Raw genomic sequence first — 15,274 nt, forward strand, 5'->3', positions numbered from 1 at the left:
CCCGGCCCGGTGGCCGGCGGCGCGGCGGGCCCGGGACCGTCACACCAGCATGAACTGCCCCTCCGGGCCCTCCTCCTGGTGGTCGAGCACCGAGGCCGGCCGGCGCGCCCCGGCCGGCACCGGCAGGACCCCGGCCGCGCGCAGCTCGGCCCGGCCGGGACCGCCGCCGGCCGTGAACGGGGCGCGCTCCGCCTCCCGCCCGCCCAGCAGCGCGACCACCGTGACCAGGTCGAGGAGGGCGGAGGTCCACTCCTGTGGCCAGGAAGCCGGACCCATCGCCTCCAGCGAGCCGGGCTCGGCCGGCGCGGTCCGGCGGGCGAACCACTGCTCCAGGACCCGCACCCCGCCGACCCGGTACTCCCAAGCCGCCTCGGGCACCGGCGCGATCCGGCCCCCGCCGACGCTCAGGACCTCGTCGCCGGAGTCGTACGCGAGCGACTCCGGGCGCGGCGGGAGCGCCGCCCGCACATAGGGGCGCCGCCCGCCCGGCAGCCGCGGCCGCGCCCCCGTCAGCGCGCCCCGCAGCTGGACGTCCATCAGCTCCCGGCCGAGCGCCACGCCCGCCTCCCACGCCGCCGGGTCCGCCGGCAGCGGCACCCGGCAGCCGGCGGGGGAGGGGACGGCCGCGGCGACGGTCCAGGCGAGCCACCGGACCGGGTCGGCCGGCCCGTACCGCTCGCGGAGGAAGCCGAGGAGCCCCGGCGCCAGGTTCGGCTCCGCGCCGCCGGGGCGCCGGAACAGCGGCCGGATCCGGCCCGGACGGCCCGCCGGGGAACGCCCCTCGGGCAGCGCGCCGGTCACCAGGAGCGGCGGTCCGGCCGCCCCCGGCACGTACCCCTGCTCCACGGCGAAGAGCTGCGGCCCGCCCGCCACCCGCCACAGCTCGGGCCGGGCGGTGTCGATCAGCCGGTGGTCGGGGAGCAGCCACTGCTCGTCGAAGGGCCCGGACAGCACCCGCACCGGCTCGGGGCAGGGGCCGGTCTCGCGGGCGAACCGGCCGGTCCCGGTCCGCTGTCCCGGCAGCGCCGCCACCGCCGAGCCGGTCGTGCGCGCCCGGCTCGGCCGGAACAGCGCCTCCCGCTCCCCGCCCTCCGCCGCGACCAGCCGGTCCCACCGCCCGCGCAGCGTCCGCGCGTCGGGCGCCACGACCCATCCCCGCCCGAAGCGCAGCGGGGCCACCGACCACGGCATCAGCTCGTCGAGCAGGGGCGTGCCGTCGTCGGGTCGGAATGCCTGCCGCGGCGAAGCCTCAGTCACGCCCCGCATGCTAACGAGCGCGGTCCGTGCGGTGCCATCGTCCCGCGGCCCGCGCCCGTCCGGGCCCGCCGGGCGTCAGCGCCGCCGGGGTTCGGCGGCGGCCGCGGGCCCGGTCCGCGTCAACCGCTCGAACAGGCGGCGGCACGCCTCGGGATCCCCTTCGCACTCCGCCCCGGCGGCGAGGGCGGCCTGCTCGGACCCGGGCCCTCGCAGCAGGTCGACCGAGGCCTGCGCGAACCGCTCCCGCAGTCCGTATCGTTCGGCGTCGGCCAGCGGCCGGCGCAGCTCGGCGACGGCGACGGCGACGGCGGCGACGGCGGCCCGGGCGGCGGGCCCGGCCTGGAGCCTGGTGCGCAGTCCCGCGGCGGGCGCCGCTTCCTCCAGGAGCACCGCGCGTCGCTCCGGCAGCGCCCGTGCGGCCTCCGCCGCCCGGTGCGTTCCGGGCCCGGCCTCCCGCAGCACCGCAGGGCGCGCAGGGGTTCGGGATCGGGCTCCGCGCCGAGCCCGCCCTCCTGCCCGGCGTCCCGCACCGCGCGGACGGCGCGCTCGTGGTCCCCGGCCGCCCGTCCGGCGGCCTCGGCCGGCTCGGTCGCACGGCGCACGAGCCGCGCCTCCACGCCGAGCGCCCGCGGGAGGGCGAGGAGGTTCCCGCCGACCGGTCCGATCGCGGTGAGCAGGATCCCGAACGCCACGAGTCCGTCGGCGAGGGCGGTGGAGCCGGTGAACCTCACGTCCCCTTCGGGGTCCTCCGGGTCCCCCGGTCCGGTCCCTCGCTGTACATGAACCCGGTCTCCCCGCCGTAGCCCCGGCTGTCGCCCCGGTCCGGGGCCCTGAGGCGGCTGCTGCGGCCGGCGTCGCAGCGGTACGGCTCCTCGCGCGTCCTCTTCGCGTACGGGTCGCTCCACCGGACCCGGCGTCAGTGCGCCTCGACCGTCACCGTGAAGGAGAAGCGGTCGCCGCGGTAGCGGATGCGGGCGACGTCGACGACCCGGCCGTCCTCGGCGTAGGTGACGCCGGTGTAGTGGAGGATCGGGGAGAGCAGCGGGACCCGGAGGAGTTCGGCCGTCTCCGGGTCGGCGAGGCGGGCCTCGACCGTGTCGGTGATGCGGCTGATGCGCACCCCGACCACGTCCCGGAGGACCTTCGTCATCGGCCAGCGCTCCAGGTCGGCCGGGTCGATGGCGGCGGCGAACTCGGGCCGGACCGCGTTCTCCGCCCAGTTCGTCGGCTCGTCGCTCTCGCCGTCGGAGCGCAGCCGGCGGTAGGTCGCGACCTCGGCCACGTCCGGGAAGTACTCGGCGAGATCGCCGGGCACCGGCTCCGGGCCGTGGCCGAGGACCGTGGTCCGCTCGCCGGACTGCTGGGCCACGATCGCGTCGATCGAGCCGAGCAGCCGGCGCGGGGTGGAGCGCCGGGCGCCCGGCTCGATGAAGGTGCCGCGCCGCCGGTGCCGGCTGATCAGCCCCTCCTCCTCCAGCTCCTTCAGCGCCTGCCGCATGGTCAGCACGCTGACGCCGTAGTGCGCGGCGAGCTGCTCCTCGGTGGGCAGCCGCAGCGAGGCGTCGGGCGTGCGGCCCAGTATGGAGGCGCGCAGGGACTGCGAGACCTGGTACCACAGCGGGAGCTTGCGGTTCAGGACCAGCGAGTCGGGGGCGAAGGCGGTCACGGCGTTCTCCGTACGACGACGGGGTGGGGCGGCTGAGGCAGGACTCTACGGCCGGAAATGACGCTCCAGACCCTGCCACACGTCGTCGTAACCGCGCTGGAGGTGGTCGGCCCCGGCCGCCTGCGCGGTCGCCGTCACCGGCCAGCGGGTCTCGAACATGAAGGCCAGGCCGTCGTCGATCCTCTGCGGCTTCAGCTCGGCCGCGCTGGCCTTGTCGAAGGTCTCCCGGTCGGGGCCGTGCGCGGACATCATGTTGTGCAGCGAGCCGCCGCCCGGGACGAAGCCCCCCTTTCCGGCGGTCTTCGCGTCGTACGCGCCCTCGATCAGGCCCATGTACTCGCTCATCACGTTCCGGTGGAAGTACGGCGGCCGGAAGGTGTCCTCGCCGACCAGCCAGCGCGGGGCGAAGACCACGAAGTCGACGCCGGCCAGGCCGGGGGTGTCGGAGGGCGAGGTGAGGACGGTGAAGATGGAGGGGTCGGGGTGGTCGTAGGAGATCGTCCCGATGACGTTGAAGCGGTGCAGGTCGTAGACGTACGGCGTGTGGTTGCCGTGCCAGGCGACGACGTCGAGCGGGGAGTGGCCGTACGTCGCGGTCCAGAGGTTGCCGCAGAACTTGTTGACGACCTCGACCGGGCCCTCGACGTCCTCGTAGGCGGCGACGGGGGCGCGGAAGTCCCGGGCGTTCGCCAGGCCGTTGGCCCCGATCGGGCCGAGGTCGGGGAGCTGGAACGGGGCGCCGTAGTTCTCGCAGACGTAGCCGCGCGCGGTCTCGTCGAGGAGCTCGACGCGGAAGCGGACGCCGCGCGGGATCAGCGCGACCTCGCCGGGGCGGGCGGCGAGCAGGCCCAGCTCGGTGCGGAGGAGGAGGCCGCCGTGCTCGGGGACGATCAGCAGCTCGCCGTCGGAGTCGCCGAAGACCCGCTCCATGGAGGCGTTGGCGTGGTAGAGGTGCACGGCCATGCCGGCGCGCTGGGTCACGTCGCCGTTGCCGCCGAGGGTCCACAGGCCGGCCAGCCAGTCGGTGCCCGGCGCCGGCTCCGGCAGCGGGTCCCAGCGCAGCCGGTTGGGGTCGGCGACGGTCTCGGCGAAGGGCGCGCTGCGGACGGCGCCGTTGTCGGCGCGGACGAAGGGCGGGTGGGCCGCCGAGGGGCGGATCCGGTACAGCCACGAGCGGCGGTTGTGCGCCCGCGGCTCGGTGAACGCGCTGCCGCTGAGCTGCTCGGCGTAGAGCCCGAGCGGGGCGCGCTGCGGCGAGTTGCGGCCCTCCGGCAGGGCGCCGGGGAGCGCCTCCGAACCGTGCTCGTTGCCGAATCCGGTGCTGTACGTGAGCGCCTCGGCCGTCTTCCTGGCCTGCTCGGTCGTCATCGCCCGCTCCTGTCCTGCGCTGTCCTGAAAGGAATCCTATGGATGACCGTAGGATTCCCCGCCGCTCCCGTCAACGGGGCGGGCGGACCGGCTCGTGCGATCCGTCCCCGCACGACGGGGTCAAAAAGATGAACAATGCTCTACTCTCGCGGCCATGTCGTGGACCAGAAGGTTCTTCCCCCTGCTCTCGGTCGTGCTCGCGGTGCTCGCCGCGGCCCTGCTCGCCGCCCCCGTCGCCCAGGCGCACGAGGAGCGGCCCGTCACCCTCCCCGACGGCACCGGCAGCGTGCCGGAGCTCCGCACGGGCGAGCCCGACCTCCTCGTCTGCAAGACGGACCGGGCCGACTTCGAGCGCCGGATCGCCGGCTTCCCGGACGGCCTCAAGGAACGCAACCGGGAGCTCTTCGCCCGCTGCGGCCGCTCCGGCTTCCGCCACCTCCAGCAGGCCGTCGACGCCGTCGGCCGGCCCGGCATGACCATCGCGATCCTGCCCGGCCTGTACGAGGAGGAGCCCTCGCTCCCCGCCCCCACCGGCGCCTGCGCCGCGCTGGAGGCCCCGAAGTCCTCCTTCGGCTACCAGATCCTCAGCTACGAGCAGCAGGCGCAGTGCCCGCACAACCAGAACCTGGTCGCGATCCTCGGCAAGAAGGACCTCCAGATCGAGGGCACCGGAGCCTCCCGCCTCGACGTGGTCATCGACGCGAAGTACACCAAACTCAACGCGATCCGCGCCGACAGGTCCGACGGCGTCTACTTCCGCAACTTCACCGCCCAGCGCACCACCTTCAACTCGCTGTACGTCCTCGCCGCCGACGGCTTCGTCATCGACGACGTCCTCACCCGCTGGAACGACGAGTACGGCTTCCTCACCTTCGCCTCCGACCACGGCCTCTACAAGAACTGCGAGTCCTACGGCAACGGCGACTCCGGCATCTACCCCGGCTCGGCCTCGAACATCAACGACGGGCTCGGCTTCGACGTCCCCCGCTACTCCATCGAGATCACCGGCTGCCGCAGCCACCACAACATGGTCGGCTACTCCGGCACCGCCGGGGACTCCGTCTGGGTCCACGACAACGAGTTCGACCACAACATGGGCGGCGCCTCCATGGACTCCGCCTTCCCCGGGCACCCCGGACTCCCGCAGAACCACGCCAAGTTCGAGCGCAACCTGATCCACGACAACAACGAGGACTACTACCGCCACGTCGCCGACGGCACCTGCGCCAGGCCGCCGGCCGAACGCGGCTACGAGAACGGCGTCGTCTGCCCCCAGATCTCCATGCCCCCCGGCAGCGGCATCATCACCGCGGGCGGCAACTGGAACCTCTACGAGGACAACTGGGTCTACGGCCACGAGCGCACCGGCTTCTACCTCAACGCCGTCCCCGCCTTCATCCGCGGCGAGTCCGCCTGGTCCAAGCAGACCGACACCTCCCACCACAACCGCTACGCGAACAACCGCCTCGGCATCGACAAGGCGGGCAACTCCCGCCCCAACCGCACCGACGTCTGGTGGGACGGCCAGGGCCGCCGGAACTGCTGGCAGGACGACACCGGCGCCTCCAGCCCCCGCGCCCTGCCCGCCTGCGGCCCCGTCCGCGGAGAGGTCTCCGGAGCCACCGCCCGGCTCGTCGGCGAACCCGTCAAGCTCGCCCAGCTCCTCGTCTGCGCCGACTACGACGTCCAGGCCCGCCGCCTCCCCGCCGGCTGCGACTGGTACGGCGCCCGCGGCCTCCAGCGCGTCGAGGTCCAGATCGCCCTCGCCGCCTCGCTCCTCCTCGCCCTCGTCGGCACCGCCCTCTGGTGGCGCCGCCTGCGCGGCCGCCGCCTCGCCGCCGTCGCCCTCGCCGCCGGGGTCGCCGGACTCGCCCTCGACGTCGCCGGTGCCACCCTCACCCTGGCCCCGACGTACGTCCCCGCCCTCGCCCTGCTCCTCACCGGCGCCTGGTGGACCGTCACCGGCCTCCTCCTGCGCCCCACCCGCCCCGTCTTCGCCTGGACCACGGTCGTCCTCGGCCTGCTCACCCTGCTGGACGCCTTCGACAAGTCCGTCCTGATGATCCCGGCCATCCCCCTCGGCCCCGCCTGGATCCGCCTCCTCCTGGGCGTCGTCTGGGTCCTGTGGGCCGTCGTCGCCGCGGGTGCCCGCCCCGCCCCCGAGCCCGCCTCCACCCCTGCCGAGGAGCACCCCGAGGAGATCCCCGCATGACCCGCCCCGCTCCCCGTCCCGTTCCCCGCCTCACCCCCGGCCCCGCTCCCCGCCCCGTCCGCCGCTCCGCCCGCGGCTCCGCTCCGCTCGTGGCGGCCGCCGTCGCCGCCGTGCTGCTCCTGGCCGCCGGCTGCGGCGGCCGGGCCACCACCCACCACAAGCCGGGCACCGGCCACGAGCAGGCCGCCGGCTCCCACGGCACCCTGCTCGCCGCCCGCGACGAGTCCGGCCACCGCCTCCGCGACCTCCCGGCCGCCGAGGCACCGGCCGTCCGCGCCGAGGCCCGTCCGGACACCGAGGGCGGCTGGAACGTCCACCTCGCCGTGGAGAGGTTCCGCTTCACCCCCGAGTCCACCGGCGGCGGCGCGCTCACCGGCCGCGGCCACGCCCGCGTCCTCGTCGACGGGCGCGAGGCCGCCCGCGCCTACGGCCCCTGGTTCCACGTCCCGGCCGGCGCCCGCACCCTCACCGTCCGCCTCCACGCCGACGACCACACGGTCTGGGCCACCGCCGGCGAACCCGTCCAGACCACGGTCCCCCTCGCCCCCTCCGCCACCGCGCCCGCCTCCCCGCCCACCACCGCCCCCACGACCGCGCCCGCCCCCGATCCGACCCCCGACCCCACCCCCTCCACCCGCACCCTCGACATCCGCGTCACCGGCTCCACCGTCACCCCCGCCCCGGCGCGCGTCGAGGTCCGGAAGGGCGAGCGGATCACCCTCCGGGTCACCTCCGACCGCGCCGACACCCTCCACGTCCACGGCTACGACCGCGAGGCGGCCCTCTCCCCCGGCATTCCGGCCGCCCTCACCCTGACCGCCGACCGCACCGGCCTCTTCGAGGTGGAGACCCACGCGTCGGACCTCGTCCTCACCCAGCTGGTGGTCCGATGACCACCGGCCACTCCCCGCCCCTCCCGTTCGCCCACGAAGCCGCCGGCCAGACCTCGTTCCTTTCGTTCGCCCCCCAAGCCGCCGGCCAGGCCCCGCCCCTCCCGTTCCTCCCCGAACCCGCCGGCCAGGCCCCGCTCCTCCCGCTCGCGCACGGCGTGGGCGCCCAGCACGACCTGCCGCTCTCCCCCTTCTACGCGTACGCCGGCGCCTTCACGGCCCTGTTCGTCTCCTTCCTGGGCCTCGCCCTGCTCTGGTCCGCCTCCCGCTTCCGCGGCGACCGCGCCGGCCGCCCCCTGCCCGCCTCCCTCCAGCGCCTCGCCGACTCCTCCGTCACCCGCACCGCCCTGCGGGTCCTCGGCGCCGCCCTCGCCCTCTTCTTCCTCGCCCACCTCCTCCTCGGCCCCGACGACCCCGACCGCAACCCCGCCCCCGGCGCCCTCTACGTCCTCCTCTGGGTCGGACTGGTGCCCGCCTCCCTCCTCCTCGGCCCCGTCTGGCGCCTCGTCAACCCGCTGCGCGCCCTCCTCTCCCTCCGCCCGCCCACCCGTCCGCGGCCGGTGCCCGCCGCCGTCGGCATCCGCCCCGCCGCCGCCGGCCTCCTCCTCTTCGCCTGGCTGGAACTCGTCGCCCCCGACAACACCTCCCGTCCCGTCCTCCTCACCGCCCTCGCCGTCCACCTCGCCGTCCAGCTCCTCGGCGCCGCCCGCCACGGCGCCGCCTGGTTCGCCCACGCCGACCCCTTCGAGGCCTACTCCTCCCTCCTCGCCCGGCTCTCCCCGCTCGGCCGCCGCGCCGACGGCCGGCTCGTCCTCCGCTCGCCCTTCAACGGCCTCGACTCCACCCCCGAGACCCCCGGACTCGTCGCCACCGTCTGCGTCCTCCTCGGCACCACCGCCTACGACGGCCTCTCCGACAACCCCCGCTGGATCACCACCCTCCAGACCTCCTCCCTCGGCCCCACCGCCACCGCCACCCTCGGCCTCCTCGCCGCCGTCGCCCTCGCCGCCGCCTGCTACGGACTCTGCGCCGGCGCCCTCCGCCTGCTGAACCGCGCCCTCACCACCCCCCTCACCTCCTTCGCCCACTCCCTGCTGCCCATCGCGCTCGGCTATCTCGTCGCCCACTACTTCTCACTCCTCGCGGTCGAAGGACCACGTACCGTCATTATGGCAGCGGGCACTGACAACGCCCCCTCGCCCGCTCCACCCCTGGGTCCCGCGGGCCTCGCCGTCCTCCAGGTCGCCGCGATCGTCACCGGTCACGTCCTCGGCGTCGTCGCGGCCCACGACCGCTCCGTCCGGCTCTTCCCGCCGGCCCGCGCCGTCGCCGGCCAACTCCCGCTGTTCGCGCTGATGATCGCGTACACCCTCGGCGGCATCGGACTGCTCATCGCCTGAACGGGATCGGAGCGGCATCATGGACCCCGTGCCCCAGACCAGCCCGCCCGGCCCGCCGCCCGCGCTCCGCCGCACCCCCGTCCAGCAGCGCAGCGCCGAGCGGCTCGCCCGCATCCTCGACGCCTGCGCCGGCCTCCTCGACGAGACCGGCTACGAGCAGCTGAGCACCCGGGCCGTCGCGGCCCGCGCCGGCGTCCCGATCGGTTCGGTCTACCGCTTCTTCGGCAACAAGCGGGCCCTGGTCGCGGCCCTGGCCCACCGCAACCTCGACCGGTACGCCGAGCGGATCTCCGCCCGTTTCGAGCGGACGCCCGTCCTCGACGCGCACGCCGCGATCGACGGCGTCCTCGACGAGTTCCTCGCGATGAAGCGGAGCGTGCCCGGCTTCGCCCTCGTCGACTTCGGCGTCCCCGCCGCCGAGGAGGCCGGGGGAGGGGCCGCCGAGGACCCCAACGGGCTGGTCGCCGAACGGCTCTGCGGCCTGCTCGCCGCCCATCTCGGCCGGACCGACGACGAGGTGCTGCGGCGCAAGGTGCTCGTCGGCGTGGAGACCGCCGACACCCTCGTCCGCCTCGCCTTCCGCGCCGACCCCGGCGGCGACGCCGCCCTCATCGACGAGACGCGGCAGCTCCTCCACGCCTACCTCGCCCCCTCCCTCGCCGGCTGACCGCCGCGCGCCGTCCCGGCCACACCCCTCCCCGACGTGCCTACCGGTCGGTATGCTCACCGCGAGCCGCCGCCCCGCACGCCGCCCACGGGAGACGCCATGTCCACCGCCCCGCGCATCTGCCCCCTCTGCGAAGCCACCTGCGGACTCGTCCTCACCCTCGACGGCAGCCGGGTCACCGGCGCCCGCGGGGACCGCGACGACGTCTTCAGCCGCGGCTTCGTCTGCCCGAAGGGCGCCGCCTTCCCGCAGGTCGACGCCGACCCCGACCGGCTGCGCACCCCGCTCGTCCGCGAGGACGGGCGGCTGCGGGAGGCGAGCTGGGAGGAGGCCTTCGACACGATCGCGGCGAGAATCCGCCCGCTGATCGAGGATTACGGCCCCGACGCGCTGGGCATCGTCCTGGGCAACCCCAACGTCCACACGATGGCCGGAGCGCTCTACCCGCCTCTCCTCCTCCGCGCCACGGGCACGAGCAACCTCTTCACCGCCTCCACGCTCGACCAGATGCCCAAGCACGTCTCCAGCGGCCTCCTCTTCGGCGACCCCTTCGCCGTCCCCGTGCCCGACCTGGACCGCACCGACCACCTCCTGGTCATCGGGGCCAACCCGCTGGACTCCAACGGAAGCCTGTGCACCGCCCCCGACTTCCCCGGCCGGCTCGCCGCGCTCCGCCGGCGCGGCGGCACCCTCACCGTCGTGGACCCCCGCCGCACCCGCACCGCCCGCCTCGCCGACCGCCACCTCGCCCCCCGGCCCGGCACCGACGCCCTCCTCCTCGCCGCCCTCGTCCACACCCTCTTCGCCGAGGAGCTCGCCGACCCCGGCCCGCTCGCCGACCGCACCGAGGGCATCGACCGGGTCCGCGACGCCGTGCGGGAGTTCGCCCCCGAGGCCGTCGCCCCCGTCTGCGAGCTCGACCCCGGCACGATCCGCGCCGTCGCCCGGGAGCTCGCCGCCGCGCCCACCGCCGCCGTCTACGGGCGGATGGGCAGCTCCACCGTGTCCCACGGCACCCTCGCCAACTGGCTCGTCGACGTCCTCAACGTCCTCACCGGCAACCTCGACCGGCCCGGCGGCGCCCTCTTCCCCCGCTCCGCCACCGCCCCGGCGCCCCGCCCCGCCGGGCCCGGCCGCGGCTTCCTCCTCGGCCGCCGCCGCAGCCGCGTCTCCGGCCATCCCGAGGTCAAGGGGGAGTTCCCGCTCGCCGCCCTCGCCGAGGAGATCGACACCCCGGGCGAGGGCCGCATCCGGGCGGTGATCACCATCGCCGCCAACCCCGTCCTCTCCGCCCCGGACGGGCTCCGCCTCGACGCCGCCCTCGCCGGCCTCGACCTGATGGTCTGCGTCGACCCCTACCTCAACGAGACCACCCGCCACGCCGACGTCCTGCTCCCCCCGCCGCCGCCCTCCCAGAGCGCCCACTTCGACTTCGCCTTCAACGGGTTCGCCGTCCGCGACCAGGTCCGCCTCACCCCGGCGGCCGTCCCGCTGGAGGCCGGCCGGATGGACGAGTGCGAGATCCACGCCCGGCTGGTCCTCGCCGCCGCCGGTCTCCACGGGAGCCCGCCCTCCGCCGTCGACGACCTCGCCGTCGACACCGCCCTCGCCCGGGCGGTCACCGAGCCGCACTCGCCCGCGTACGGCGCCGACCCCAAGGAGTACGCCGCCGGGCTGACCGGTGCGAACGGCGCCGAGCGGCGGCTCGACCTGATGCTGCGGCTCGGTCCGTACGGCCTCACCCTCGACGAGCTCAAGGCCCGTCCGCACGGCATCGACCTCGGGCCGCTCAAGCCCCGCCTGGGCGAGGTGCTGAGGACCCGCAGCGGCCGGATCGAACTCCTCCCGGACCCGATCGCCGCCGACCTGCCCCGGCTGCGGGCCGCCCTCACCGCCGTACCGGAGCCGGGGACCCTCCAGCTGGTGGGCCGCCGCCATCTGCGCTCCAACAACAGCTGGCTGCACAACACCCCCGCGCTCACCGGGGGTTCGAACCGGTGCACCCTCCAGGTGCACCCCGACGACGCCGCCCGGCTGCGGCTCGCCGCCGGCGCCCCGGCCCGCGTCAAGGGCGCGGGCGGCGAGGTGACGGCGGAGGTCGAGGTCACCGACACGGTCCGGCCCGGGGTCGTCAGCCTGCCGCACGGCTGGGGCCACGACCGCCCCGGCACCCGCCTCACCGTGGCCGCCGTCCGCCCCGGCGTCAACGTCAACCAGCTCCTCGACGGCTCCCTCCTCGACCCCCTCTCCGGGACCGCCGTCCTCAACGGCTTCCCGGTCGAGGTGACCCCGGCGGAATCGACGCCACCGCTGTGAGCTGGGGTTTTGCTCGTATTGCTCACGCCTCGACCCCTTGTTGAGGCCGGAAGGGGGCACCTACGGTCATCCGGACCGCCGCTCGGCGGCTGTTCCACGGTGAACGTGAGGTGCCTCCATGCTGACCGTCCTCGGCTTCGCCATGATCGCGACCTTCCTGGTCCTGATCATGATGAAGAGGATGTCGCCGATCGCGGCGCTCGTCCTGATCCCCGCCCTCTTCTGCGTCGCGGTCGGGCAGGGCGCCCAGCTCGGCGACTACGTCATCGACGGCGTGGGCAAGCTGGCCCCCACCGCGGCGATGCTGATGTTCGCGATCGTCTACTTCGGCGTGATGATCGACGTGGGCCTCTTCGACCCGATCGTCCGGGCCATCCTGCGCTTCTGCAAGGCCGACCCGGTCCGCGTGGTCGTCGGTACCGCCCTGCTCGCCGCGATCGTCTCCCTCGACGGGGACGGCTCCACCACCTTCATGATCACCGTCTCGGCGATGTACCCGCTCTACAAGCGGCTCGGCATGAGCCTCGTCGTCCTCACCGGCGTGGCGGCCACGGCGAACGGCGTCATGAACACCCTGCCCTGGGGCGGTCCCACCGCCCGGGCCGCCACCGCGCTCAAACTCGACGCCGGCGACATCTTCGTCCCGATGATCCCGGCGCTCGCGGTCGGCCTCCTCTTCGTCGTCGCGCTCGCGTACGTCCTCGGCCGCCGCGAGCGGAAGCGGATCGGCTACCTCACCCTCGACCAGGCCCTCGCCACCGGGACCGGCGACGGGTCCGTCCTCGTGGGCGCCGGCGGGAGCGCGGGCGAGACCGAGGGCGAGGCCGGAGGCGCGGGCCGCCGGACCCGGCGGGCAGGCGGCGGCGCGGGCGGCGGCCAGGCCTGCGGCGCTCCGGCCGGAGGTGCCGGCGACGCCCCCGCCGACGGGCGGGACGGGGACACCGGGGCCCCCGGTTTCCAGGGCCTCGACCCGCACCGGGCCACCCTCCGTCCGCGGCTCTACTGGTTCAACGCCGCCCTCACCGTCGCCCTGCTCGCGGCGATGATCCTCGAAGTGCTCCCGATCCCGGTCCTCTTCCTCATCGGCGCCGCGCTCGCGCTCACCGTGAACTACCCCCGCCCCGCCGAGCAGAAGGAGCGCCTGGCGGCCCACGCGGACAACGTCCTCAACGTCTCGGGCATGGTCTTCGCCGCCGCCGTCTTCACCGGGGTCCTCACCGGCACCGGGATGGTCGGGCACATGGCCGACTGGCTGGTCGGCGCCATCCCGGAGGGGATGGGCCCGCACATGGCGCTCGTGACCGGTCTGCTCAGCCTGCCGCTCACCTACTTCATGTCGAACGACGGCTTCTACTTCGGCGTCCTGCCCGTCCTCGCCGAGGCCGGTGCCGCCCACGGCGTCTCGCCGCTGGAGATCGCCCGCGCCTCGCTCGTCGGCCAGGCCCTCCACATGTCGAGCCCGCTGGTCCCGGCGGTGTACGTGCTCGTCGGCATGGCGAAGGTGGAGTTCGGCGACCACACCCGCTTCACGGTCAAGTGGGCGGCGCTCACCTCGCTGGTCGTGCTCGCGGCGGCGGTCCTCTTCGGGATCGTCTGACCGGTCCAGGGCCGGACGGGGGACCGGGGGTGCGGCGCCCGCATGTCGCCACCGTGCGCGCCCGGTATCTGACGGATAGTCGGAATATCAGATGAAACGTCCGATGGCATCCGCACGGAGGAACCCCGCATGCCCGCTCGCACCGCCCGGCCCCTTGCCGCCGGTCTCGCCCTCGCCGGCCTCGCCCTCGCGGGCGGCCTCCCGGCCGCGTACGCCGCCCCCGGCGACCGCGGCGACGTGAAGATCCACGAGGCCGGTGCGGCGTTCGACGACCCGCGCAGCGCGTCCGAGGTCTGCGGTTTCTACCTCGTCGCCTCCGGCTTCGGACAGGGGCAGAGGGTGAGGTGGGAGGTCGCCGCCCAGCCGGGCAGGGCCGGGGCCCCCGGACTGAGCGAGAGCCTCACGCTCGCCGACGGCGACGGGCGCACCCGCCCGCTCGCCCTGCCCGACGGGACGTACCGGCTCACCTGGACCCTCGAAGGCGCGAGCGGCACGAGCAGGAGCAGGACCTTCCAGGTCGACTGCGCCAACGGAACCAGCGGCAGCGCCAACGCCAAGGGTAGCGGAGCCGGCACCGGAGCCGCCGACGCCAACGGCACCAACAACGCCGGTGGCAACGGGAGCTGGAACGGGAGCTGGAACGGCGGCAGCGGGAGCCACCGGCCCCCGAACGGTCCGGTCGGCGCGGGCGGCGGCGGCAGCGCCCGGCTCGCCGCCGCCGAGGACGGCTCCGGCTTCGGCGTCGGCGCCGCAGTCGCCGCGGGCCTCGCGGGCACCGCCGGCCTGGTGCTGATCCGTCGCTCGCGCCGCCGCGACGATGGCGCGGCGTAAGGCCCGCCTCACGCGCCGGCAGCGACGGCTCCTCCGGCTCGCGAGGACCGTGGCGGTGGCCGTGGTCCTGGTGACCGGAGGCCTGTGGTGGAGCGGGGACGGGGACCCCGCCGGCCGGCAGCCCGTCGCCGGGGCCGACGCCAAGTCCGACGCCGGGGCGTCGGACGAGGCGCCGCCCGCCCGTGCCGCCGGAGCCCCGCGGGACGCCGTCGTCGGCGTGCCCCGGGCCTCCGTCGCGCAGCCGCCGAAGAGCCGTGCCGACGCGTCCGGGAGCACCCCCGGGGCCCACGGGGCCGGCGCCCCCGCGAGCCGGGACGGTGCCGTGAAACGGACCCGGCCCCGGGCCGCCCCGAAGCCGGCCGCGCTCCCCGCCCCGCTCTCCCGCTCCCGCCCCACCGCCGTCGCGGTGCCGGCGATCACCGTCGAGGCGCCCACCATGGACCTGGCGCTCGACGGGCAGGGACGGCTCGGGGTGCCCCCGGTCGACGACCCGGAGCGGGTCGGCTGGTACGCGCGCGGCCCGGCGCCCGGCGAGCGCGGCACGGCCGTGATGGTCGGCCACCGGGACACCCGTACCGGACCGGCCGTCTTCCTCGACCTCGACTCGCTCGGCCCCGGGAACACCGTCCGCGTCGCCCGCGCCGACGGGCGGGTCGCCGTCTTCACCGTGGACAAGGTGCGGACGTACGCGAAGTCCGCGTTCCCCGACAAGGAGGTGTACGGCTCCACCGGCCGGCCCGAGCTGCGGCTGCTGACCTGCGGCGGATCCTTCGACCAGGGCTCCGGCTACGACGCCAACATCGTCGTCTTCGCGCACCTCACCGGTATCGACACGACGATCTGAGGCGCGGGATCCCCTCGGTCCCGCGCGGACCCCGCGCGGACCCCGCACCGGTCCCGCGTCGGCTACCGTCACCCCCGCCGGGGGGCCGGACGGCCCGACGCGGGGCCGTTCCCGTGCCGGCCCCGACCCGGCCCCGACCCGGCCCCGACCCGGCCCCGCCACCCCCACCAGCCCCACCACGGCCCCCGCCCTCGTCCGCCCGCTCCCGCCCGCTCCTCGCCGGGCC

General features: G+C 75.7%; 12 protein-coding genes. 8 read left to right on the plus strand and 4 right to left on the minus strand.

All coding sequences use genetic code 11. The annotated features are described in order from the left end of the window. Positions 1-39: 39 nt before the first annotated feature. From IE287_RS15475 to hmgA, 4 genes are all read right to left on the minus strand, one after another. Positions 40-1,266, minus strand: a complete 1,227-nt coding sequence (locus tag IE287_RS15475; RefSeq protein WP_189849631.1) for a type ISP restriction/modification enzyme — start codon at positions 1,264-1,266, stop codon at positions 40-42. Between the two features lie 66 nt (positions 1,267-1,332). Next, on the minus strand, positions 1,333-1,647 hold the full coding sequence (locus tag IE287_RS15480) for a hypothetical protein (RefSeq protein WP_189849632.1): 315 nt from the start codon (positions 1,645-1,647) through the stop codon (positions 1,333-1,335). A gap of 526 nt (positions 1,648-2,173) precedes the next feature. Next, positions 2,174-2,923 (minus strand): GntR family transcriptional regulator, encoded by a 750-nt coding sequence (locus IE287_RS15485; RefSeq protein WP_189849633.1) that lies wholly within the window; start codon positions 2,921-2,923, stop codon positions 2,174-2,176. Between the two features lie 45 nt (positions 2,924-2,968). Beyond that, the gene (gene hmgA, locus IE287_RS15490; RefSeq protein WP_189849634.1) at positions 2,969-4,291 is read right to left on the minus strand and encodes a homogentisate 1,2-dioxygenase; all 1,323 of its coding nucleotides are present in this window, start codon (positions 4,289-4,291) and stop codon (positions 2,969-2,971) included. A gap of 154 nt (positions 4,292-4,445) precedes the next feature. Between hmgA and IE287_RS15495 the strand changes: the two genes are divergently transcribed. The 8 genes from IE287_RS15495 to IE287_RS15530 all read left to right on the plus strand — a co-directional run bounded on the left by IE287_RS15495 (position 4,446) and on the right by IE287_RS15530 (position 15,048). After that, positions 4,446-6,503 (plus strand): right-handed parallel beta-helix repeat-containing protein, encoded by a 2,058-nt coding sequence (locus IE287_RS15495; protein ID WP_189849635.1) that lies wholly within the window; start codon positions 4,446-4,448, stop codon positions 6,501-6,503. Next, positions 6,500-7,396: a cupredoxin domain-containing protein gene (locus tag IE287_RS15500; RefSeq protein ID WP_229883509.1), complete on the plus strand. Its 897-nt coding sequence runs from the start codon at positions 6,500-6,502 to the stop codon at positions 7,394-7,396. The genes IE287_RS15495 and IE287_RS15500 overlap by 4 nt, the downstream gene beginning before the upstream one ends. Next, positions 7,393-8,793, plus strand: a complete 1,401-nt coding sequence (locus IE287_RS15505; protein WP_229883510.1) for a hypothetical protein — start codon at positions 7,393-7,395, stop codon at positions 8,791-8,793. Before IE287_RS15500 ends, IE287_RS15505 begins: the two co-directional genes overlap by 4 nt. A 19-nt stretch (positions 8,794-8,812) precedes the next feature. After that, the gene (locus IE287_RS15510) at positions 8,813-9,460 is read left to right on the plus strand and encodes a TetR/AcrR family transcriptional regulator (protein ID WP_189849636.1); all 648 of its coding nucleotides are present in this window, start codon (positions 8,813-8,815) and stop codon (positions 9,458-9,460) included. 99 nt (positions 9,461-9,559) lie between these two features. Continuing rightward, the gene (locus tag IE287_RS15515) at positions 9,560-11,776 is read left to right on the plus strand and encodes a molybdopterin-dependent oxidoreductase (RefSeq protein WP_189849637.1); all 2,217 of its coding nucleotides are present in this window, start codon (positions 9,560-9,562) and stop codon (positions 11,774-11,776) included. A 118-nt stretch (positions 11,777-11,894) separates the two neighbouring features. Then, a complete protein-coding gene (locus IE287_RS15520; RefSeq protein ID WP_189849638.1) occupies positions 11,895-13,373 on the plus strand; it encodes a CitMHS family transporter in 1,479 nt (492 codons plus the stop codon). 129 nt (positions 13,374-13,502) lie between these two features. Then, on the plus strand, positions 13,503-14,204 hold the full coding sequence (locus IE287_RS15525; RefSeq protein ID WP_189849639.1) for a hypothetical protein: 702 nt from the start codon (positions 13,503-13,505) through the stop codon (positions 14,202-14,204). Next, entirely contained in the window at positions 14,191-15,048 is an 858-nt protein-coding gene (locus IE287_RS15530) for a class F sortase (protein ID WP_189849640.1), read from the plus strand. The genes IE287_RS15525 and IE287_RS15530 overlap by 14 nt, the downstream gene beginning before the upstream one ends. Positions 15,049-15,274: the final 226 nt, after the last annotated feature.

The organism is Streptomyces omiyaensis (assembly GCF_014650895.1).
Lineage (GTDB): Bacteria > Actinomycetota > Actinomycetes > Streptomycetales > Streptomycetaceae > Streptomyces > Streptomyces omiyaensis.

Coding starts and splice junctions, on each gene's coding strand:
- IE287_RS15495 (WP_189849635.1), top strand. CDS start 4,446: ATGTCGTGGACCAGAAGGTTCTTCCCCCTGCTCTCGGTCGTGCTCGCG.
- IE287_RS15475 (WP_189849631.1), bottom strand. CDS start 1,266: ATGCGGGGCGTGACTGAGGCTTCGCCGCGGCAGGCATTCCGACCCGAC.
- IE287_RS15515 (WP_189849637.1), top strand. CDS start 9,560: ATGTCCACCGCCCCGCGCATCTGCCCCCTCTGCGAAGCCACCTGCGGA.
- IE287_RS15505 (WP_229883510.1), top strand. CDS start 7,393: ATGACCACCGGCCACTCCCCGCCCCTCCCGTTCGCCCACGAAGCCGCC.
- IE287_RS15520 (WP_189849638.1), top strand. CDS start 11,895: ATGCTGACCGTCCTCGGCTTCGCCATGATCGCGACCTTCCTGGTCCTG.
- IE287_RS15500 (WP_229883509.1), top strand. CDS start 6,500: ATGACCCGCCCCGCTCCCCGTCCCGTTCCCCGCCTCACCCCCGGCCCC.
- IE287_RS15530 (WP_189849640.1), top strand. CDS start 14,191: ATGGCGCGGCGTAAGGCCCGCCTCACGCGCCGGCAGCGACGGCTCCTC.
- IE287_RS15525 (WP_189849639.1), top strand. CDS start 13,503: ATGCCCGCTCGCACCGCCCGGCCCCTTGCCGCCGGTCTCGCCCTCGCC.
- IE287_RS15510 (WP_189849636.1), top strand. CDS start 8,813: ATGGACCCCGTGCCCCAGACCAGCCCGCCCGGCCCGCCGCCCGCGCTC.
- hmgA (WP_189849634.1), bottom strand. CDS start 4,291: ATGACGACCGAGCAGGCCAGGAAGACGGCCGAGGCGCTCACGTACAGC.